20 protein-coding genes and 1 pseudogene are annotated in these 20,200 nt (G+C 71.2%); 8 read left to right on the top strand and 13 right to left on the bottom strand.

The genetic code is table 11. The features are described from left to right. The first annotated feature begins 15 nt into the window (after positions 1-15). The 3 genes from AB0G52_RS18685 to AB0G52_RS18675 all read left to right on the top strand — a co-directional run bounded on the left by AB0G52_RS18685 (position 16) and on the right by AB0G52_RS18675 (position 1,291). The gene (locus AB0G52_RS18685; RefSeq protein ID WP_046730104.1) at positions 16-213 is read left to right on the top strand and encodes a hypothetical protein; all 198 of its coding nucleotides are present in this window, start codon (positions 16-18) and stop codon (positions 211-213) included. A gap of 123 nt (positions 214-336) precedes the next feature. Further along, positions 337-813, top strand: coding sequence for an SHOCT domain-containing protein (locus AB0G52_RS18680; RefSeq protein WP_132893177.1), 477 nt, complete (start codon positions 337-339; stop codon positions 811-813). 49 nt (positions 814-862) lie between these two features. Then, positions 863-1,291: a hypothetical protein gene (locus AB0G52_RS18675; protein WP_132893179.1), complete on the top strand. Its 429-nt coding sequence runs from the start codon at positions 863-865 to the stop codon at positions 1,289-1,291. Here the strand turns inward: AB0G52_RS18675 and AB0G52_RS18670 are convergent. Then, a complete protein-coding gene (locus AB0G52_RS18670; RefSeq protein ID WP_361337318.1) occupies positions 1,195-2,235 on the bottom strand; it encodes a LysR substrate-binding domain-containing protein in 1,041 nt (346 codons plus the stop codon). The two genes, AB0G52_RS18675 and AB0G52_RS18670, sit on opposite strands and share 97 nt — an antisense overlap. Before the next feature lie 156 nt (positions 2,236-2,391). Here AB0G52_RS18670 and AB0G52_RS18665 point away from each other — a divergent pair, with 156 nt between their 5' ends. From AB0G52_RS18665 to AB0G52_RS18655, 3 genes are all read left to right on the top strand, one after another. Beyond that, on the top strand, positions 2,392-3,279 hold the full coding sequence (locus AB0G52_RS18665; protein WP_132893183.1) for an SDR family oxidoreductase: 888 nt from the start codon (positions 2,392-2,394) through the stop codon (positions 3,277-3,279). A gap of 108 nt (positions 3,280-3,387) precedes the next feature. Further along, positions 3,388-4,854 carry an AlkA N-terminal domain-containing protein gene (locus AB0G52_RS18660; protein ID WP_361337527.1) on the top strand — a complete coding sequence of 489 codons (1,467 nt, stop codon included), beginning with the start codon at positions 3,388-3,390 and terminating at the stop codon, positions 4,852-4,854. A gap of 10 nt (positions 4,855-4,864) precedes the next feature. Then, positions 4,865-5,347: a methylated-DNA--[protein]-cysteine S-methyltransferase gene (locus tag AB0G52_RS18655; RefSeq protein WP_132893184.1), complete on the top strand. Its 483-nt coding sequence runs from the start codon at positions 4,865-4,867 to the stop codon at positions 5,345-5,347. A 10-nt stretch (positions 5,348-5,357) separates the two neighbouring features. On the opposite strand, the gene AB0G52_RS18650 is transcribed toward AB0G52_RS18655, so the two are convergent. Both AB0G52_RS18650 and AB0G52_RS18645 read right to left on the bottom strand, forming a co-directional pair. Further along, complete coding sequence (locus tag AB0G52_RS18650) at positions 5,358-6,086, bottom strand: Sir2 family NAD-dependent protein deacetylase (RefSeq protein ID WP_361337316.1); 729 nt, start codon at positions 6,084-6,086, stop codon at positions 5,358-5,360. A gap of 87 nt (positions 6,087-6,173) precedes the next feature. Then, entirely contained in the window at positions 6,174-6,668 is a 495-nt protein-coding gene (locus tag AB0G52_RS18645) for an NUDIX hydrolase (RefSeq protein ID WP_132893188.1), read from the bottom strand. 159 nt (positions 6,669-6,827) lie between these two features. Between AB0G52_RS18645 and AB0G52_RS18640 the strand changes: the two genes are divergently transcribed. Beyond that, positions 6,828-7,946 carry a glycerate kinase gene (locus AB0G52_RS18640; protein WP_132893283.1) on the top strand — a complete coding sequence of 373 codons (1,119 nt, stop codon included), beginning with the start codon at positions 6,828-6,830 and terminating at the stop codon, positions 7,944-7,946. 99 nt (positions 7,947-8,045) lie between these two features. Here AB0G52_RS18640 and pssA read toward each other — a convergent pair whose 3' ends face one another. The 9 genes from pssA to AB0G52_RS18595 all read right to left on the bottom strand — a co-directional run bounded on the left by pssA (position 8,046) and on the right by AB0G52_RS18595 (position 18,978). Next, complete coding sequence (gene pssA / locus AB0G52_RS18635; protein ID WP_132893285.1) at positions 8,046-8,870, bottom strand: CDP-diacylglycerol--serine O-phosphatidyltransferase; 825 nt, start codon at positions 8,868-8,870, stop codon at positions 8,046-8,048. A gap of 22 nt (positions 8,871-8,892) precedes the next feature. After that, positions 8,893-9,549 (bottom strand): phosphatidylserine decarboxylase, encoded by a 657-nt coding sequence (locus AB0G52_RS18630; protein WP_132893190.1) that lies wholly within the window; start codon positions 9,547-9,549, stop codon positions 8,893-8,895. Positions 9,550-9,718: 169 nt separating this feature from the next. Next, positions 9,719-10,924: an acyl-CoA dehydrogenase family protein gene (locus AB0G52_RS18625; RefSeq protein WP_132893192.1), complete on the bottom strand. Its 1,206-nt coding sequence runs from the start codon at positions 10,922-10,924 to the stop codon at positions 9,719-9,721. A gap of 2 nt (positions 10,925-10,926) precedes the next feature. Next, positions 10,927-11,433 carry a MaoC family dehydratase gene (locus AB0G52_RS18620; protein WP_132893286.1) on the bottom strand — a complete coding sequence of 169 codons (507 nt, stop codon included), beginning with the start codon at positions 11,431-11,433 and terminating at the stop codon, positions 10,927-10,929. Positions 11,434-11,438: 5 nt separating this feature from the next. Continuing rightward, the gene (locus AB0G52_RS18615; RefSeq protein ID WP_132893194.1) at positions 11,439-12,404 is read right to left on the bottom strand and encodes a CoA ester lyase; all 966 of its coding nucleotides are present in this window, start codon (positions 12,402-12,404) and stop codon (positions 11,439-11,441) included. Next, on the bottom strand, positions 12,401-14,449 hold the full coding sequence (locus tag AB0G52_RS18610) for a protein meaA (RefSeq protein ID WP_132893196.1): 2,049 nt from the start codon (positions 14,447-14,449) through the stop codon (positions 12,401-12,403). Before AB0G52_RS18610 ends, AB0G52_RS18615 begins: the two co-directional genes overlap by 4 nt. A gap of 17 nt (positions 14,450-14,466) precedes the next feature. Beyond that, positions 14,467-15,810 (bottom strand): crotonyl-CoA carboxylase/reductase, encoded by a 1,344-nt coding sequence (gene ccrA / locus AB0G52_RS18605; protein WP_132893198.1) that lies wholly within the window; start codon positions 15,808-15,810, stop codon positions 14,467-14,469. A gap of 407 nt (positions 15,811-16,217) precedes the next feature. Beyond that, on the bottom strand, positions 16,218-17,036 hold the full coding sequence (locus tag AB0G52_RS18600) for a TetR family transcriptional regulator (RefSeq protein WP_207921900.1): 819 nt from the start codon (positions 17,034-17,036) through the stop codon (positions 16,218-16,220). A 136-nt stretch (positions 17,037-17,172) separates the two neighbouring features. Further along, complete coding sequence (locus tag AB0G52_RS18595; RefSeq protein WP_132893202.1) at positions 17,173-18,978, bottom strand: 3-hydroxyacyl-CoA dehydrogenase family protein; 1,806 nt, start codon at positions 18,976-18,978, stop codon at positions 17,173-17,175. A gap of 378 nt (positions 18,979-19,356) precedes the next feature. On the opposite strand from AB0G52_RS18595, the gene AB0G52_RS18590 reads away from it, so the two are divergent. After that, positions 19,357-19,932 carry an adenylosuccinate lyase gene (locus AB0G52_RS18590; RefSeq protein ID WP_132893204.1) on the top strand — a complete coding sequence of 192 codons (576 nt, stop codon included), beginning with the start codon at positions 19,357-19,359 and terminating at the stop codon, positions 19,930-19,932. Between the two features lie 13 nt (positions 19,933-19,945). Here the strand turns inward: AB0G52_RS18590 and AB0G52_RS18585 are convergent. Then, positions 19,946-20,199 (bottom strand): annotated as a pseudogene (locus AB0G52_RS18585) (Rid family hydrolase). Position 20,200 lies beyond the last annotated feature (1 nt).

The following is a 20,200-nucleotide window of genomic DNA, read 5'->3' as shown; positions in this document are numbered from 1 at the left end:
GGCGGGAGACGGCTCATGCACTACGAGATCCGCGTCGAAGGGGCCATGTCCGAGACGCTGACGCAGGCCTTCCCGGAAATGGAACACGTGACGATGTCCGGCCAGACGGTCCTGTTCGGTCCCGTCATCGACGAGGCACAGCTGTACGGCCTGCTGAACCGCTGTCTGTCACTCGGACTGCGGGTCGTGGAGATGCGGCGCCGCCCGGAGTGACCGGGCGTCCCGCACAGCAGCGCACGATCACCCGCACCGGGTGAGGACCCCGCAAGGCCGCCGTGCGCACCCTGAAACCGCAGAGCGCGGCCGACCGGCCGGCGCCGTGGACGGAGGACACAAATGAGCGCGCAGACCTACCTCGCGTACGACTATCCGCTGCTGAGCGCCTTCTGGACCATGCTGTGGCTGTTCCTGTGGATCATGTGGCTCGTCCTGCTGTTCCGGGTCATCGTGGACGTCTTCCGCGACGACTCGATGGGCGGCTGGGCCAAGGCAGGCTGGCTGGCCCTCTGCATCGTGGTTCCCTTCCTGGGCGTGCTCATCTACGTGATCGCCCGCGGCAAGGGCATGGGGCAGCGCGAAATCGCCCAGGCCCGGGACCAGCAGAAGGCCTTCGAGTCCTACATCCGGCAGACCGCCCAGAGCGGCACCGGCCAGACGAGCAGCGTCGACGAACTGGCCAGGCTCTCCGAGATGAAGTCCCGCGGCGACATCTCGGACGAGGAGTTCCGCCGGGCCAAGGCACTGATCCTCGGCGACGCCGGCCCGGCCGCCGCCCCCCGCACCGGCGCCGTGCCCACCACCCACGGGCGCTGACCGCACCCCCAGTACCACGAGATCTGCGAGAACGAATCGAGGCAGGCGCATGACAGCGACACATCCCGCGCACCACCCGCACACCGCCAAGATGCAGTGGGCCGGCGGACTGACGACCTTCTCCGCCGTCATGCTGATGATCGCCGGTCTGCTCGCGGTGTTCCGCGGCATCATGGCGATCGCCCAGGACGACGTGTTCGTCACGACGCCCAACTACGTCTTCAAGTTCGACCTCACGAGCTGGGGCTGGATCCACCTGGTCCTCGGCGTGATCGCCGTGGTCGTCGGTGTCGGCCTCCTCCAGCCCGCCGCCTGGGCCCGCGGCGCCGGCGTGGCCATCGCCGCGCTGGTGATCATCGCCAACTTCCTGTCCCTGCCGTACTACCCGGTGTGGTCCGTGGTGATGATCGCGCTCTCCGGTTTCATCATCTGGGCACTGTGCGTGGTCCGCGGCGACGAGTCCACGGACACGGCCTGACGCGTCCGGGCCCACCCGGAGCCCCTCCCCACGGCGGCGCCGCCTCGTACCGAGTGCTCGGTCCGGGCGGCGCCGTCCGGGACCAGGTGGGCCTCGGCCGCGCGGCGGAACGCCGGGAACAGCGGGTGGCGGTCCCCGGCCCGGACGGCGAGGACCACCTGGAGGGGCGTGGCGTCCGCCACCGGGACGACGGCGATGTCCGGCCGCAGGTTCCCGCCGAACCCGGCCGGTGCCAGCGTCACCACCTCACCGCTCGCGACCAGTTCGAGCTTGTCCTCCAGCGAGTCCACCGAGGGGCCCAGCCGGGTGTGGCCGGGAGGGTTCGCCCCGATCCGGTCGGCGCCGGTGAAACGCGGGAGCGGCTCGTCGGAGAAGTCGGCGAGGGTGACCGACTTCTTGCCCGCCAGCCGGTGGTCGAGCGGCACCAGCAGGACGCGCGGCTCCTCGTAGAGGACGGTGACGTCCAGGTCGTCGGCGGTGAACAGGAACCGGGTCACCACCACGTCGACGCGCCGGTCCAGCAGCGCTTCGCGCGGGTCGTTCCAGTCCAGGTGCAGGGCGCGGACATCCGCCTCGGGGTGACGCCGGCGCAACTCCCGGACGGCCGGGGTGACGATCATGTGGGTGGTGAACCCGACGGTGAACGGGGCGTGGGCGGCCGCCGAACGCGCGCTCGCGGCGGCCCGGCCGGCCGTCCGCAGCAGCTCCCTGGCCTGCGGCAGGAAGACCTCCCCGGCCTCGGTGAGCCGGGTGCCGCGCGGGCTGCGGTCCAGCAGCCGGGCACCCACCTGCTGCTCGAGCCGCCGGATCTGCCGGCTCAGCGAGGGCTGCGCCAGACGCAGCGCGGCGGCCGCGCGACCGAAGTGCAGCTCTTCGGCGACGACGGTGAAGTAACGCACCAGGCGCAGCTCCAGGTCCACCGCCGGTACGGGGGAATCGGGCACCCCGTGACTCTACCCGCGCGCCGCTGAAACGTCGGTGAGCTGCGGTGATAATCGGACAGGCATCACCGGGTGCGGAACAGGTCTTGGACCCGGCCCGGCAGCCGGACGCACGCTGGGGTCGTCCCACCAGATGCACTCCCCGTGAGGTGATTTGTCATGCGTGTGTTCGTCACCGGCGCCACCGGCTTCGTCGGCAGCGCGGTGGTCCGCGAGCTGCTCGACGCCGGACACCAGGTGCTCGGCCTGGCCCGCTCGGACGCGGCCGAGGCGGCCCTGAAGGAGGCGGGAGCGCAGGCGCACCGGGGCGACCTGAGCGACGTCGACGGGCTGCGGACCGCGGCCGCCGAAGCCGACGGAGTGGTCCACACCGGCTTCCACCACGACTTCTCCGACCTGCACGGCGCCCTGCGCATCGAACTCGCGGCCCTGGCCGCCTTCGGTGACGCCCTCGCCGGTTCCGGTCGCCCCCTCGTCGTCACGTCCGTGACCGGCCTGCTCGCCCCCGGCCGCGTCGGCACCGAGACCGACGCTCCCGACCCCGCCGGGCCGGGCGCCCACCGCGCCGAGTCGGAACGGGCCGCACTGGCCCTGGCCGACCGCGGGGTGCGGGTCAGCGCGATCCGCCTGCCCTCGGTGCACGGTGCGGGCGACCACGCGTTCGTCCCGGCCCTCATCGGCATCGCCCGGGACAAGGGCGTCGCCGCCTACCCGGACGAGGGCACCAACCGCTGGTCCGCCGTGCACCGCCTGGACGCCGCCGTCCTCTACCGCCGGGCCCTGGAGGCGGCCCCGGCGGGCGCCGTACTGCACGCGGTCGCCGAAGGGGACGTACGGTTGCGCGACATCGCCGAGGTGATCGGCCGCCGCCTCGACGTGCCGGCGGTCTCCCTGCCCCGGGATCGGGCGATCGACCACTTCGGATGGCTCGGCCACTTCTGCGTCAACGACAACCCGACGTCGAGCGCCTTGACCCGGCAGCGGTACGACTGGCGGCCCGAGCAGCCCGGCCTCCTCGCCGACCTGGATCAGGACCACTACTTCTGACCTTCCCGCGCGGACCTTCCCGCGAGCCGAGGTCAGCGCACCTTCGTGTCGGATTCCCGCCAGCATCGACCCCCTCGCGTGGCCGATGCTGGACCCATGCAGAAAGGGATGCACCTCGACCGAGAGCACTGCGTACGGGCCGTGCAGTCGAAGGACGCGCGGTTCGACGGCTGGTTCTACACCGCCGTCCTCACCACGCGCATCTACTGCCGGCCCAGCTGCCCGGTGGTACCGCCCAAGCCCGCGAACATGACGTTCTACCCGAGCGCCGCCGCCTGCCAGCAGGCCGGCTTCCGCGCCTGCAAGCGCTGCCGTCCGGACACCAGCCCCGGCTCCCCTGAGTGGAACCAGCGCGCCGACCTGGTCGCCCGCGCCATGCGGCTGATCGCCGACGGGGTCGTGGACCGCGAGGGCGTGCCCGGCCTGGCCGCCCGCCTCGGCTACAGCCCCCGGCAGGTGGAACGCCAGCTGCTCGCCGAACTCGGCGCCGGTCCGCTGGCCCTCGCCCGGGCCCAGCGCGCCCAGACCGCCCGCCTGCTGATCGAGACGACCGCCCTGCCGATGGCGGAGATCGCCTTCGCGTCCGGATTCTCCTCGATCCGCACCTTCAACGACACCGTCCGGGAGGTCTTCGCGCTCTCTCCGACCGAGCTGCGCGACCGCCGCCCGAGGACCGCGCGGCAGGCACCGGGCGCGCTCTCGCTGCGCCTCCCGTTCCGTGCCCCGCTCAACCCCGACAACCTGTTCGGGCACCTCGCGGCCACCGCCGTACCCGGCGTGGAGGAGTGGCGGGACGGCGCCTACCGGCGGACCCTGCGGCTGCCGTACGGCCACGGCATCGCCGCCCTCGCGCCGAAGCCCGACCACATCGCCTGCCGGCTCGCCCTCAGCGACCTGCGGGACCTGCCCGTCGCCATCAGCCGCTGCCGCCGGCTCCTGGACCTGGACGCCGACCCGGTCGCCGTGGACGATCAGCTCCGTTGGGATCCCGTCCTGGCGCCGCTGGTGGACAAGGCGCCGGGGCGGCGGGTGCCGCGCACGGTGGACGAAGCGGAGTTCGCGGTCCGGGCCGTGCTCGGCCAGCAGGTCTCCACGGCCGCCGCCCGTACCCACGCGGCCCGCCTGGTGACGGCCCACGGCACCCCGGTCGACGACCCCGAGGGCGGCCTGACCCACCTCTTCCCGTCCCCCGAGGCACTCGCGGACGTGCCCCCCGAGTCCCTGGCGATGCCCCGCAGCCGCCGTACCACCTTCACCACCCTGGTGAGCCGACTGGCCGGCGGAACCCTCCACCTGGGGGTGGAGTGCGACTGGGCGGAAGCCCGCGCCCAGCTCCTCGCCCTCCCCGGCTTCGGCCCCTGGACCGTCGACGTCATCGCCATGCGCGCCCTCGGCGACCCCGACGCCTTCCTCCCCACCGACCTCGGAATCCGCCGTGCCGCCCAGGAGTTGGGCCTGCCCGGCACCCCGGCCGCCCTCACCGCACGCGCGGCCGCCTGGCGTCCCTGGCGCGCCTACGCCGTCCAGTACCTGTGGGCGACCGACAACCACCCGATCAACTTCCTGCCCGTGTGAGGACCTTGCCGTGAAGAACCACACCGTCACCGACAGCCCCTACGGCCCGCTCACCCTGGTCGCCGAGGACGGCATCCTGTGCGGCCTGTACATGGAGGAACAGCGCCACCGGCCGCCCGAGGAGACCTTCGGCGACCGCGACGACGATCTGTTCGCGGAGGCCGAGGAACAGCTCTCCGCCTACTTCGCGGGGGAGTTGAAGGAGTTCACCGTCGAACTGCGGCTGGCCGGCACGCCGTTCCAGCGCAGCGTCTGGGACCAGCTGACCCGCATACCGTACGGGGAGACCCGCAGCTACGGCGAACTCGCCGACGCCCTCGGCAACCCCCAGGCCTCCCGCGCGGTCGGCCTCGCCAACGGCCGCAACCCCGTCGGCATCATCGTCCCCTGCCACCGGGTGATCGGCGCCGACGGCAACCTCACCGGCTACGGCGGCGGCCTGCCCCGCAAGCAGCGCCTGCTGGACTTCGAACGGGGCGCGGGCCTGTTCTGACGGGTCTTTCCTAGCCGGCTCGCAGCTCCGCGAGCAGCTTCGGCAGCGCACTGCCGATCGGTTCCCGGATGACGTCGTCGGCGCGGTCGTCGTACGGCGTGGGCTCGGCGTTGACGATGACCAGCCGGGCGCCGTGGTCGGCGGCGACGCCCGCCAGTCCGGCGGCCGGCTGGACCTGGAGGCTGCTGCCCACCGCGATGAACACCGTGCAGGCCTTGCTGATGGCGAGAGCGTCACCGAGGACGACCGGGTCGAGACGCTCGCCGAACATCACGGTCGCCGACTTGAGGATGCCCCCGCACTCCAGGCACGGGGGATCCGCCTCACCCGCCTCGACCCTGGCGAGCGCGTCCGCCATCGTGCCCCGCGCACCGCAGTTCGTGCACACCACCTGCCGTGCGGTGCCGTGCAGTTCGAGCACCTTGCGGGCGGGCATCCCGGCGAGCTGGTGCAGGCCGTCCACGTTCTGCGTGATCACCCGCACCGGCGTCCCCGACCGCTCCAGCTCGGCGACGGCCCGGTGTGCCGCGTTCGGCTCCGCCTGGAGGGTGCGGTTCTCGCGCCGCATCTGCCATGAGCGGCGCCGGATCTCCGGGTCGCCCATGTAGTACTCGTACGTCACGAGCTTCTCGGCCTCGGGATCCTCGCGCCACAGGCCGTGGGGACCGCGGTAGTCGGGGATCCCGGAATCGGTCGAGACACCGGCGCCACTGAGGATGGCGACGAGGGGCTTGGTCATGGGGTCGAGGGTAGGGCGGGGCGGCCGGCGGCAGCGAGTGGATATCGGCGGGCGGTGGATATCGGCGGGCGGGGGCGGGGCCGTGGTTCAGCCGACCCGGTGACCGTTCTCCAGCTCCGCCGTCCCCGAGCCGTCCGTGAGGGTGTCCAGGGCGACCAGGACGCGCCGTCCGAGCGCGCCGGACAGGTGGTCCGTGATCCGCTCGCGGGGGACCAGCCGCCAGGACAGCAGTTCCTCCTCCTGGAGGACGATCGCCCGGAGGTCGTCGTCGGTGAGGACGCCGCCGTCGTACACGTACGCCACGACGGGCGGCCGGCCGGTGCCGTGCACCCAGTCCACCGCCAGCAGCCGGCCCATCGGCCGGTCCAGGCCGATCTCCTCCAGGGTCTCCCGGCGCGCGCCCTGGCGGGGGGTCTCGCCGTCGTCGGACTCGACGGTCCCGCCCGGCAGCGCCCAGCCCTCCCGGTAGTTGGGTTCGACGAGCAGGACCCGCCCCTCGGCGTCCAGGAAGAGCGCGGCGGCCCCGGCGAGGACGCGGGGGAGGCTCGCGATGTACGCGGCGTAGGTGTCGGTGGTGGTCACCCAGGCAGGGTAACCAGGCCGGGGCCGCGCCCGGGCCGCCGTGTCGCCGCTTCGGCCGGGCATGACGGGGAGGGCGTCCTGCGGTTAAGGTCGCAGCGGCGCGACTGGCCTTGACGTGCGCGAGGCCCGGAATGCAAGGGGATACAGGTGACACAGCGCGTGCTCATCGCCGCGGACAAGTTCAAGGGCTCGCTGACCGCCGTGCAGGTCGCCGAGCGGGTCACGGCGGGGCTGCGGCGGGTCGTGCCCGGCCTGGACGTGGCGGCGCTGCCCGTCGCCGACGGCGGGGACGGCACGGTGGCCGCCGCGGTCGCGGCCGGTTTCGAACGACGGGAGCGGCGGGTCGCCGGCCCCCTGGGGCAGGAGGTCACCGCCGCGTTCGCGCTGCGCGGTGACACCGCGGTGGTGGAGATGGCCGAGGCGAGCGGACTGCAGCGGCTGCCCCGCGGCGTGTTCGCGCCGCTCACGGCCTCCACGTACGGCTCCGGAGAGCTGCTGCGGGCCGCGCTGGACGCGGGTGCCCGCACGATCGTCTTCGGCGTCGGAGGCAGTGCCACGACGGACGGCGGGGCCGGGATGCTGTCGGCGCTCGGCGCGCGTCTCCTCGACGCGGACGGCGAACCGGTGCCGCCGGGCGGTGGCGGACTCGCCGAACTGGCCCGCGCGGACCTGTCCGGGCTGGACCCGCGGCTGTCCTCCGTGGACCTGATCCTCGCCAGCGACGTCGACAACCCGCTGACCGGCCCGAAGGGCGCGCCCGCCGTCTACGGCCCGCAGAAGGGCGCCTCCCCCGACGACGTGGAACTGCTGGACGCGGCGCTGGCCCACTTCGCGAAGGTCCTGGAGGCCGAGGCCGGCTCGCGCGCCGCCGGGTACGCGGTGGCACCGGGCGCCGGTGCGGCCGGCGGCATCGGGTACGGCGCGCTGCTGCTCGGCGCCCGGTTCCGGGCCGGCATCGAGGTCATGCTCGACGTTCTGGGCTTCGCGCCGGCGCTGGAGCGGGCGTCGCTCGTCATCACCGGCGAGGGCTCGCTCGACGAGCAGACGCTGCACGGCAAGGCACCGGCCGGGGTGGCCGCGGCGGCCCGTGCCGCAGGCAAGGAGGTGGTGGCGGTCTGCGGCCGCCTCGCCCTGCCGCCCGAGGCGATCGGGCGGGCCGGGATCCGCCGCGTCTACCCGCTCACCGACGTCGAACCGGACGTGGTGACGTGCATCGCCGACGCCGGACCGATCCTGGAGCGGGTGGCGGAACAGATCGCCCGGGACTTCCTGAGCTGAGGGGCGAAAGCCGCGTCCCGGAGCGGGGAACGTGAACGGAAGACGGGTGTGGCCCGGACCTACGGGTCCGGGCCACACCCGTCTTCCGTGCGGGCGGCGTCAGGGCAGCTGGGCCGCCCGCGCCTCGCGTCGGTTGTCGCGGAAGTTGTTCACCCGGCGGGCCGTGGCGAACAGCGGGATCACCGCGCCGGTCACCAGCTGCAGCGCGCAGCCGGTCTGGAGGAGCAGCTGGCCGCCCGGGGCGTCGAAGGCCCAGGCCGCCAGGAGGCCGACGCCGAGCACGATCCAGGACAGCATCGCGACCGCGAGGCGGCCGCGCGGCTTCGGGTACTCGACCCGGCTGACCATCAGCCACGCCGTGCCCAGGATCGCCAGCAGCGTCGCGAAGAACGGCAGCTCCAGGAGCACGATCGAGACGACCGTCAGCGCGCCGAACGGCGAGGGCATGCCCTGGAACATGCCGTTCGGCGGTGTCACGCAGGAGAAGCGCGCGAGTCTCAGCACCACGGCCAGCAGCACCACGACCGCCCCGACCGCGGCCACCTTCTGGTACGCGTCGTCCGCCACCATGCCGTAGACGAGGACGAAGTACGCCGGGGCGAGGCCGAAGCTGATCAGGTCGGAGAGGTTGTCCAGTTCCGCGCCCATGGGGGAGGAGCGCAGCTTGCGCGCCACCAGGCCGTCGAACAGGTCGAAGATCGCCGCGCACAGCATCAGGATGACCGCGGTGGCCGCGCTGTGGCGGGCCATGCCCGCCGACTGGTCGTCCCCGGTGAGGTGCGGGATCAGGATGCCGGTGGTGGTGAAGTACACCGCCATGAACCCGCAGGTGGCGTTGCCCAGGGTGAGGGTGTCCGCTATCGAGAGGCGGAGAGAGAGCGGCATCTCCTCCTCGTCGTCGCCGATCTCGTCGGCCTCGGGCACCCAGCCCGCCTGGGTCTCTGGATCAATCACGGTCAATGCGAGTCACCCCAGCCACGGTCTTCTGGCCGACCTCGACCGCGACCTCCACGCCCTCGGGCAGGTAGATGTCGACGCGCGAGCCGAACCGGATCAGACCGATGCGGTCGCCCTGCTCGACCTTCGTGCCCTGCGGAACGTAGGGGACGATGCGACGGGCCACCGCGCCGGCGATCTGGATCATTTCGATGTCGCCGAGTTCGGTGTCGAAATGCCAGACTACGCGCTCGTTGTTCTCGCTCTCCTTGTTGAAGGCGGGAACGAAGCCACCGGGGATGTGCTCCACCGACGTCACCTCGCCCGCCAGGGGCGCGCGGTTGACGTGGACGTTGAGCGGGCTCATGAAGATCGCGACGCGGGTGCGACCGTCCTTCCACGGCATGATGCTCTGCACCACACCGTCGGCGGGCGAGATGACACGGCCCGGGGCGATCTCACGCTCGGGGTCGCGGAAGAACCACAGCATGCCCGCCGCGAGTGCGGTGGCGGGCACGGCGACGGCCTTCGCGGCACCGGAGCGACGGGCGCGCAGGAGGCTGACAGCTGCGGTGGCGACGGTCGGGAGAAGCCACGGCGATGCTCCGCGCGCGAGGCGTACGCCGGCCAGGCTGTCTCGATGTGCAGAGGTTTGGCTGTGGGGCATGGATGACCTTCGTAGCGGATGATGCCGCGCGGGAAACGGGGACGGCGGCTTTCCGGGATCGTACCGGTCGGGGGCCACAACTGGGCAAGCCAAGCAGCCGAGTCGGCGGCCGAAGACCGTTGACGGGGTGTGATCTTCTTCTCGAAGAAAACACCCCGTACCCGGACAATCAGCCCTGGAATCGATACTCTTCGAGCAGCCTTCGCCCGATGATCATTTTCTGGATCTCGGCGGTGCCCTCGCCGATCAGCAGCATCGGCGCCTCGCGGTAGAGGCGCTCGATCTCGTACTCCTTGGAGAATCCGTAGCCGCCGTGGATCCGGAAGGCGTCCTCCACGACCTCCTTGCAGTACTCCGAGGCGAGGTACTTCGCCATCCCCGCCTCCAGGTCGTTTCGCTCCCCGGAGTCCTTTTTGCGTGCGGCGTTGACCATCATGGCATGGGCGGCCTCGACCTTGGTGGCCATCTCCGCCAGCTTGAACTGGATGGCCTGGTGCTGGGCGATCGCCTTGCCGAAAGTGTGACGCTGCTGGGCATACTGGACGCCGAGTTCGAAAGCGCGCTGGGCGACACCGCAGCCGCGTGCCGCCACGTTGACCCGGCCGACCTCGACTCCGTCCATCATTTGGTAAAAACCTCGGCCGGTGACCCCGCCGAGCACCCGATCGGCCGGAATCCGCAGCCCGTCCATGATCAGCTCGGTGGTGTCGACGCCCTTGTAGCCCATCTTGTCGATCTTGCCCGGGATGGTCAGGCCGGGGCGGACCTCGCCGAAGCCGGGCTCCTTCTCGACCAGGAAGGTCGTCATCGACCTGTGCGGCGCCGTACCCTCGGGGTGTCCTTCGTCACTACGGACGAGCACCGCCACGAGGGACGAGGTGCCGCCGTTCGTCAGCCACATCTTCTGGCCGTTCAGGACGTACTCCTCGCCGTCCCGCACCGCCTTCGAGGTGATCGCCGACACGTCCGAGCCGAGACCCGGCTCCGACATCGAGAACGCGCCCCGGATGTCGCCGGCCGCCATCCGCGGCAGGAAGTGCTCCTTCTGCTCCTGGGTACCGTGCTGCTTGAGCATGTACGCCACGATGAAGTGCGTGTTGATGATCCCGGACACGGACATCCAGCCCCGGGCGATCTCCTCGACGCACAGCGCGTACGTCAGGAGGGACTCGCCCAGGCCGCCGTACTCCTCGGGGATCATCAGGCCGAACAGGCCGAGCTCCCGGAGACCGTCGACGATCGCCTGCGGATACTCGTCGCGGTGCTCCAGCTCGGTGGCGACCGGGATGATCTCCTTGTCCACGAAGTCGCGGACGGTGGAGAGGATCTCCTGCTGGACGTCGGTCAGACCGGCGGTCTGGGCGAGACGGGCCATGACTAGCGCTCCTGAAGTTCCGGGCGGCCGGGCTGCTCGCCGCCGCGCTCCTTGATGTACGTCTCGGTCGGCACCATCACCTTGCGGCGGAAGACGCACACGAGCGTGCCGTCCTGCTTGTAGCCCTTGGTCTCGACGTGGACGATCCCGCGGTCGCTCTTCGACTTCGAGGGCCACTTGTCGAGCACGGTGGTCTGGCCGTAGATCGTGTCGCCGTGGAAGGTCGGAGCCACGTGCTTGAGCGACTCGATCTCCAGGTTGGCGATCGCCTTGCCCGAGATGTCCGGGACGGACATGCCGAGCAGCAGCGAGTAGATGTAGTTGCCGACCACCACGTTCCTGCCGAAGTCCGTCGTCTTCTCGGCGTAGTTCGTGTCCATGTGGAGCGGGTGGTGGTTCATGGTGAGGAGACAGAACAGGTGGTCGTCGTACTCCGTGACCGTCTTGCCGGGCCAGTGCTTGTACGTCGCCCCGACCTCGAACTCCTCGTACGTGCGTCCGAACTGCATCGCGCTCACGCCTCCGGGATCTCGAACTTCGACGTGCGCTGCATGCCCGCGGCCCGGCCCTTGCCGGAGATGACCAGGGCCATCTTGCGGCTGGCCTCGTCGATCATCTCGTCGCCGAGCATCGCCGAGCCCTTCTTGCCGCCCGCCTCGGACGTGTAGTAGTCGTACGCGTCCAAGATCAGCTCGGCGTGGTCGTAGTCCTCCTGGGAGGGCGAGAAGATCTCGTTGGACGCCTCGACCTGGCCCGGGTGCAGCACCCACTTGCCGTCGAAGCCGAGGGCCGCGGCGCGCCGGGCGACCTCGCGGTAGCCCTCGACGTTGCGGATCTGCAGGTAGGGGCCGTCGATCGCCTGGAGGTTGTTGGCGCGGGCGGCCATCAGGATCTTCATCAGGATGTAGTGGTAGGCGTCCGCCGGGTAACCGGGCGGCTGCTCGCCCACGACCAGCGACTTCATGTTGATGGACGCCATGAAGTCGGCCGGGCCGAAGATGATCGTCTCGACGCGCTGGGAGGCCGTCGCGATCTCGTTGACGTTGTTGAGGCCCTGCGCGTTCTCGATCTGCGCCTCGATGCCGATCTTGCCGACCTCGAAGCCCATGGTCTTCTCGATCTGGGTCAGCAGCAGGTCCAGGGCGACCACCTGCTGCGCCGTCTGCACCTTCGGCAGCATGATGCAGTCCAGGTTCTGGCCGGCCCCCTCGACGACCGTGACGACGTCGCGGTACGTCCACTCGGTCGTCCAGTCGTTCACGCGCACCACGCGCGTCTTGCCGGTCCAGTCGCCCTCGTTGAGGAACTTGACGATGGTGTGCCGCGCCTCGGGCTTGGCGAGCGGCGCGCACGCGTCCTCCAGGTCCAGGAAGACCTGGTCCGCCGGGAGACCCTGCGCCTTCTCCAGGAAGCGCGGGTTCGAACCGGGCACTGCCAGGCACGAGCGCCGCGGACGGAGACGGTTGACGGGTGTCGTCATGCGGGGACCTCCAGAGGGTCGAGCTGGTTCGCTTTCCGGATCTCGTCGACGATGCGGCCGATGATTCCGGTGATGTCGAAGTCCTTCGGGGTGAAGACCGCGGCCACTCCGGCTTGCCTGAGCTGCTCGGCATCACCGTTCGGGATGATGCCACCGGCGATCACCGGTATATCTGTGGCACCGGCCACACGGAGTCGTTCCAGGACGTCCGGGACCAGCTGGGCGTGCGACCCGGACAGGATGGACAGGCCCACCGCGTGCACGTCCTCGGCGAGCGCCGCGTCCACGATCTGCTCCGGGGTGAGGCGGATGCCCTGGTAGACCACCTCGAAGCCGGCGTCCCTGGCCCGTACGGCGATCTGCTCGGCGCCGTTGGAGTGCCCGTCGAGGCCCGGCTTGCCGACGAGGAACCTCAGCTTGCCGGTGCCCAGGTCGCGGGCGGTGGCATCCACCTTGGCGCGCACCCGCGCCAGCGCCGAGCCCGCCTCGACGGGGACCGCGACGGGGGCCGAGGAGACCCCGGTCGGCGCCCGGAACTCGCCGAACACCTCCCGCAGGGCACCGGCCCACTCACCGGTCGTCACGCCCGCGCGGGCGCACTCCAGGGTGGCCTCCATGAGGTTGTCGGTGCCCTTGGCGGCCTCCTTGAGACGCTCCAGGGCCTTGCAGGGCCGCGGGTGGTTGAACGGCGGCTGGTAGCGCGAGTCGCGCCAGCGCCCGATCGCCTCGACGACCCGCGCCTCGACCGCCGGGTCGACGGTCTGGATGGCCGTGTCCAGGTCGGCGGTGAGCGGGTTCGGCTCGGTGGTCTCGAAGATGTTGACGCCGACGATCTTCTCCTGGCCGGACTCGATCCGGGCCCGGCGCTCGGCGTGCGAGGAGACCAGCTGCGACTTCAGGTAGCCCGACTCCACGGCGGCCATCGCGCCGCCCATCTCCTGGATCCGCTCGATCTCGGCCAGGGAGTCCTCGACCAGCTGGGCGACCTTCTTCTCGATGACGTGCGAGCCCTCGAAGATGTCCTCGTACTCCAGCAGGTCGCTCTCGTGGGCGAGCACCTGCTGGATGCGCAGCGACCACTGCTGGTCCCAGGGCGTCGGCAGGCCGAGCGCCTCGTTCCAGGCGGGGAGCTGCACGGCACGCGCGCGGGCGTCCTTCGACAGCGTCACCGCGAGCATCTCCAGGACGATCCGCTGGACGTTGTTCTCCGGCTGCGCCTCGGTCAGCCCGAGCGAGTTGACCTGGACGCCGTACCGGAACCGCCGCTGCTTGGGGTCCTCGATGCCGTACCGCTCGCTGGTGATGCGGTCCCAGATGCGGCCGAACGCCCGCATCTTGCACATCTCCTCGACGAACCGGACGCCGGCGTTCACGAAGAAGGAGATCCGGGCGACGACGTCGCCCATGCGCTCCTGCGGCACCTGGCCGCTGTCCCGCACCGCGTCCAGCACGGCGACGGCGGTGGACATCGCGTACGCGATCTCCTGGACCGGCGTGGCGCCCGCCTCCTGCAGGTGGTAGCTGCAGATGTTGATCGGGTTCCACTTCGGGATGTGGGAGACCGTGTACGCGATCATGTCCGTCGTCAGGCGGAGGCTCGGCCCCGGCGGGAAGACGTGCGTCCCCCGGGACAGGTACTCCTTGACGATGTCGTTCTGGGTGGTGCCCTGGAGCTTGGTGATGTCCGCGCCCTGCTCCTCGGCGACCACCTGGTAGAGCGCCAGCAGCCACATCGCCGTGGCGTTGATCGTCATCGAGGTGTTCATCTGCTCCAGGGGGATGTCCTGGAAGAGGCGGCGCATGTCGCCCAGGTGCGAGACGGGCACGCCCACCCGGCCGACCTCGCCGCGGGCGAGGACGTGGTCGGGGTCGTAGCCGGTCTGCGTCGGCAGGTCGAACGCCACCGACAGACCCGTCTGTCCCTTGGCGAGGTTGCGCCGGTACAGCTCGTTGGACGCCTCGGCCGTGGAGTGGCCGGCGTACGTGCGCATGAGCCACGGCCGGTCCTTGGCACGCGCCCCGTCGGCGATCTGACGCTCAGTCATCTATGACCTCGGGTGTCTCAGATGTTGCGGAAGCGGTTGATGGCGTCGAGGTGCTTGGCCCGCATCTCCTCGTCGCGCACGCCGAGGCCCTCCTCGGGGGCGAGGCAGAGCACGCCGACCTTGCCCTGGTGGAGGTTGCGGTGCACGTCGTACGCGGCCTGCCCGGTCTCCTCCAGGGAGTAGGTCTTCGACAGCGTCGGGTGGATCTTGCCCTTCGCGATCAGCCGGTTGGCCTCCCAGGCCTCGCGGTAGTTGGCGAAGTGCGAGCCGATGATCCGCTTCAGCGACATCCACAGGTAGCGGTTGTCGTACTCGTGCATGTAGCCGGAGGTCGAGGCGCAGGTGGTGATCGTGCCGCCCTTGCGGGTGACGAACACGCTCGCGCCGAAGGTCTCGCGGCCGGGGTGCTCGAAGACGATGTCGATGTCCTCGCCGCCGGTGAGTTCGCGGATGCGCTTGCCGAAGCGCTTCCACTCGCGCGGGTCCTGCTCCTGCTCGTTCTTCCAGAACTTGTAGCCCTCGGCGTTGCGGTCGATGATCGCCTCGGCGCCCATCGCCCGGCAGATGTCCGCCTTCTGCGGCGAGGAGACGACGCAGATGGGGTTGGCGCCGCCGGCCAGCGCGAACTGGGTGGCGTACGAGCCGAGGCCGCCGCTCGCGCCCCAGATCAGCACGTTGTCGCCCTGCTTCATGCCGGCGCCGTTGCGGGAGACCAGCTGCCGGTACGCGGTGGAGTTGACCAGACCCGGGGCGGCGGCCTCCTCCCAGCTCAGGTGGTCCGGCTTCGGCATCAGCTGGTTGGACTTGACGAGCGCGACCTCGGCGAGACCGCCGAAGTTGGTCTCGAAGCCCCAGATGCGCTGCTCGGGGTCGAGCATCGTGTCGTTGTGCCCGTCGCTCGACTCCAGTTCCACGCTCAGGCAGTGCGCGACGACCTCGTCACCGGGCTTCCAGGCGTTGACGCCGGGGCCGGTGCGCAGGACGACGCCCGCGAGGTCGGAGCCGATGATGTGGTACGGCAGGTCGTGCCGCTTCGCCAGCTCGTTCGTGCGACCGTAGCGCTCCAGGAAGCCGAAGGTCGACAGCGGTTCGAAGATCGAGGTCCACACCGAGTTGTAGTTGACGCTCGATGCCATGACGGCGACCAGGGCCTCGCCCGGGCCCAGCTCGGGCAGCGGGACCTCGTCGAGGTGGATCGACTTGCGGGGGTCCTTGTCGCGGGTCTCCAGACCGGCGAACATGTCCGTCTCGTCCTTGTGCACGGTGATCGCGCGGTACGACTCGGGGAGCGGCAGGGCGGCGAAGTCGTCCGGCGTCGAGTCGGGCGACTGGATCGCGTCCAGGATGGCCTGAGTGGTCACGGTGTTGCCTCCGGCGATGCGCGCCCCTTGCGGGAAGGGGCGCTGAGGGTTACGTCGGTGCTGCTGAGGGTTGCGGGGTGCGTGCCGTCGGTTCGGCGGTGGTGGAGCTGCGGCGGCGCTTTGTGGCGCGGGAGGGTGCCTGTGACGCAGGCGTCCGACGGGGGAGCTGGTGTGCTCACCGGGACAGGCCGGACTCCCTCAACGTATGACACCGCGTGTCATGCCGCAAGGCACTGAGTGCCAGATCTTCCCCTCAGATGAAATCTTTACGTAACAAATGAGCGATGATCGATCGAACGGCAGTGGAAAGCTGCCTGAAAAGGGCTCCTGACATGCCAAAACGGCCACCCGGGCGGGTGGCCGTCGTCACAGGCACGGAGTGTCGCGGGGACACTCCGCGTGAGGGGTCAGCGTTCCTTGAGGGCCTGTTCGATGGTGCGCATGACCTCGTCCAGCGGCGCGTCCGTGCGCGCCACCGTCACCAGCACCTCGCCCTGCGAGAGCGTCGAGGCTCCCGCGGCCGGGGTGGTGCGGGGCGCGGTCTCCCGGCCCGCCCCGATCCCGGTCCCGAACGTCTTGCGCACGATCGCGAAGGCGTGGTCGAGCTGGGCCTCCACGTCGCCCTGGCCGCCCGCCCGCAGCCAGCGCCGCAGCACGTGGTTGTGGGCGGTGACCACCGCCGACGCGGCGACCTCGGCCAGCAGCGGGTCGTCGTTCGCGTCGTCCGCGTGCGCGTGCTCGTCGAAGTGCCCGAGGAGGTAGCGGGTGAAGAGGCGCTCGTAGCGGGCCACCGAGGCGATCTCGGCCTCGCGGAGGGTGGGGACCTCGCGGGTGAGCTTGTACCGGGCGACCGAGATCTCCGGCCGGCCCGCGTACATCTTCATCACTTCCTTGATGCCGCGGCACACGGTGTCGAGCGGGTGCTCGTGCGCCGGGGCCGCGTTGAGCACGGCTTCCGCGCGGATCAGCGTGTCGTCGTGGTCCGGGAAGATCGCCTCTTCCTTGGAGCGGAAGTGCCGGAAGAAGGTGCGGCGCGCGACCCCGGCCGCGGCCGCGATCTCGTCGACGGTGGTCGCCTCGTACCCCTTCGTCGCGAAGAGCTCCATCGCGGCGGCCGCCAGTTCTCGGCGCATCTTGAGCCGCTGGGCCGCCGCGCGACTGCCTGCGGCACTCTCCGGCGCGTCCGGCGTGGCGGGGGTACGTGAGGACTTGGCGGGCTGGGACATGACCCGAACGTACTGCATGTGCGCAGCTTGATGCGCATGCCCGGGGCAACCCCCGCCCGCGGGGAGCGGGGGCGTCCCGGAGGGGTCGAGCAGTCCGCCCCAGTCCTTCTCGTCCCGGAACCAGTCGCCGACGCCGTCAGCGGCGGGCATACTCGCGGAAGCCGCGGCCGGTCTTGCGGCCGAGGCAGCCCGCGGCCACCAGGTGCTCCAGGAGCGGCGCGGGCGCGAGGCCCGGGTCGCGGAACTCCCGGTGCAGCACCTTCTCGATCGCGAGCGAGACGTCCAGGCCGACCACGTCGAGCAGTTCGAACGGGCCCATCGGGTAGCCGCCGCCGAGCTTCATCGCCGCGTCGATGTCGTCCAGCGAGGCGTAGTGCTCCTCGACCATCTTGATCGCGTTGTTGAGGTACGGGAACAGCAGCGCGTTCACGATGAAGCCGGCCCGGTCACCGCAGTCGACCGGGTGCTTGCGGATCCTCGCGCAGACCTCGCGCACCGTGGCGTGCACGTCCTCGGCGGTCAGCACGGTCCGCACGACCTCGACCAGCTTCATGGCCGGCGCCGGGTTGAAGAAGTGCATCCCGATCACGTCCTGCGGACGCGAGGTGGCGCGGGCGCAGGCGACCACCGGCAGCGAGGAGGTCGTGGTGGCCAGGACGGCGCCCGGCTTGCAGACCTTGTCCAGCGTCTGGAACAGCTGCCGCTTGACCTCCAGGTCCTCCGCGACCGCCTCCACCGCCAGGTCGACCTGCGCGAAGGAGTCGTAGGAGCCGGCCGGGGTGATCAGGTCCAGCGTCCGAGCGGCGGCCTCGGCGGTCATCCGCCCCTTGCCGACCGAGCGGTCCAGGGACTTGCCGATCCGGGCCTTCGCGGCCTGCGCCTTCTCCTCGCTGCGGGCGGCGAGGACCACCTCGTACCCGGCCTTGGCGAAGACCTCGGCTATCCCCGAGGCCATGGTGCCGGAACCGGCGACCCCGACCGAGGAGACCGTGCGGCCCGGGGTGAGGGCGGCGCCGTCCAGCGGGGTCCCCGCGTCACGGACCACGGTGGCGCTGCCCGGAGCCTCGTAACTGTAGAACCCTCGCCCGGACTTGCGGCCGTTCAGGCCCGCCTCGCTGAGCTGCTTGAGGATCGGGGCCGGTGCGTGCAGCCGGTCCCGGGACTCGGCGTACATGGCGTCCAGGACGGTGCGCGCGGTGTCGATGCCGATCAGGTCCAGCAGTGCGAGCGGGCCCATGGGCAGTCCGCAGCCCAGCCGCATGGCCGCGTCGATGTCCTCGCGGGAGGCGTACTTCGCCTCGTACATCGCGGCGGCCTGGTTGAGGTAGCCGAACAGCAGCCCGTCCGCGACGAAGCCCGGTCGGTCGCCGACCGCGACCGGCTCCTTGCCCAGCTCGATCGCGAGGTCGGTGACGGTGGCGACGGCGCTCGGCGCGGTCAGCACCGAGGAGACGACCTCGACCAGCTTCATCGCCGGGGCCGGGTTGAAGAAGTGCAGGCCGAGAACGCGCTCGGGGCGGGCCGAGTCGGCGGCCAGCCGGGTCACGGAGAGCGCGTTGGTGCCGGTGGCGAGGATCGTGTCGGGGCGGACGATGCCGTCCAGTTCCCGGAAGATCTGGTGCTTGATGTCGTACGACTCCGGGACCACCTCGATGACGAGGTCGGCGTCGGCCGCGGCCGAGAGGTCGGTTCCGGTGCGGACCCGGGAGAGGACGCCGGCGCGCTCCTCCTCGGTGAGCCTGCCCCGGACGACGGCGCGCGCGGTGGCGGCCTCCAGGGCGGCGTGGGCCGCGGCGGCCTGGGCCTCGCTGATGTCGATGCCGATCACCTCGCGGCCCGCCTTGGCGAGGACCTCGGTGATGCCGGTGCCCATGGTGCCGAGGCCGACGACGGCGACGGTCCGCAGGGGGGACAGGGAAGGGTCGGGCTGGGGAGTGGCCATCGCGGGACTCCAGGAATGAGGGTGACGACTGGAAAGGCGCCCGGGTGCGCCGAGGGGCGCACCGGGTGCACGGGAGCTGCGTGGAATGCGGGTGTCGCCGGGCTGCGAGCGCACACGCCCGGTGCTGCCGTCGCGGGCGCGCACACGCCCGGGAGCGGCGGATTCCGACCGGCCCTGTCCCGGAGCCGGGCCGGACTGCGGTACGAGGTACCGAACCGACCTTCGTGCTCACGACGGCTGCGTCACCAAACCGTGTGAGCGGTAGCGCGAGTGGGTGACTCGCTCGATTGAGCCTAACCGGCGGGTAACGAGCGCACCAGCCCCCCGACTTTGTGATGTACGTCCCTCCGCTCCCGCGACCCCTCTACGCTGGGCCTCGTGGACGAAGAGTTGCGATCACTCACGGAGCGTTTGCGGCAGGAGTCGCAGGCAACGCCCGCCTACGACCGGCTTCTTGCCACCGAGGACCACGACGAGCTCGCGGAGGTGCTCACCGCCGCCGGACAGCCCCTCTGGGCCAGGGAGCTGGCGGCGTACCGGCTGGGCACGGCCGGCGACCGCCGCGCGTTCGAGACCCTGGTCCTCCTCCTCAACCACCGCGACCCACCCCGCTGCGCCTCCGCCGCGCACGCCCTCGCCCGGCTCCAGGACCCGCGCACCGCCCGCGCGGCCGCCGCCCTCGCCACCAACGAACTGCGGGTCGCCTACGCCCTGCACCCGGTCCGCCTGCTGGTCGAACTGCGCGCGCCGGAGTCGGTCCCGGCCCTCATCACCACGCTCGAGCGCCGGCTGCGCCCGCACGACCCCTACCGCAAGGTCGCCCTCGCCTGCGTCGACGGCCTCGGCACCCTCGCCGACCCCCGCGCCCGCCGCGTCCTGAACGAGGCGCTGGCCCACCCCACCCTCGCCGAGGCGGCGGTCCGGGCGCTGGCCCGCATCCCCCGACAGCGGTGAGGCGCCCCGCCGGTCAGCCCCCGACCACCGCCGGCGCCTCCACCGCCGCCACCTGGACGGCCGGGGACGCCGGGAGGCGGCCGTCGGGTGTGTGGGCGGCGCGCAGGGCCGGCATGTGAGCCATGTCCGTGACGGAACAGGTGAGTTCGACGACGTCGTCGAAGCCCGCGCCGGCCGCGGCGAGACGGCCATCAGCCGGCCGGTGGCCGCCACCACGTGCGCGTACCGGGCTGCGGGGGCGACCCCGGCGGGGGCGGTGACGCGGATC

This window comes from Streptomyces sp. NPDC021562 (genome assembly GCF_040640875.1).
GTDB lineage: Bacteria > Actinomycetota > Actinomycetes > Streptomycetales > Streptomycetaceae > Streptomyces.
This window is presented reverse-complemented; position numbering and strand designations above follow the sequence as displayed.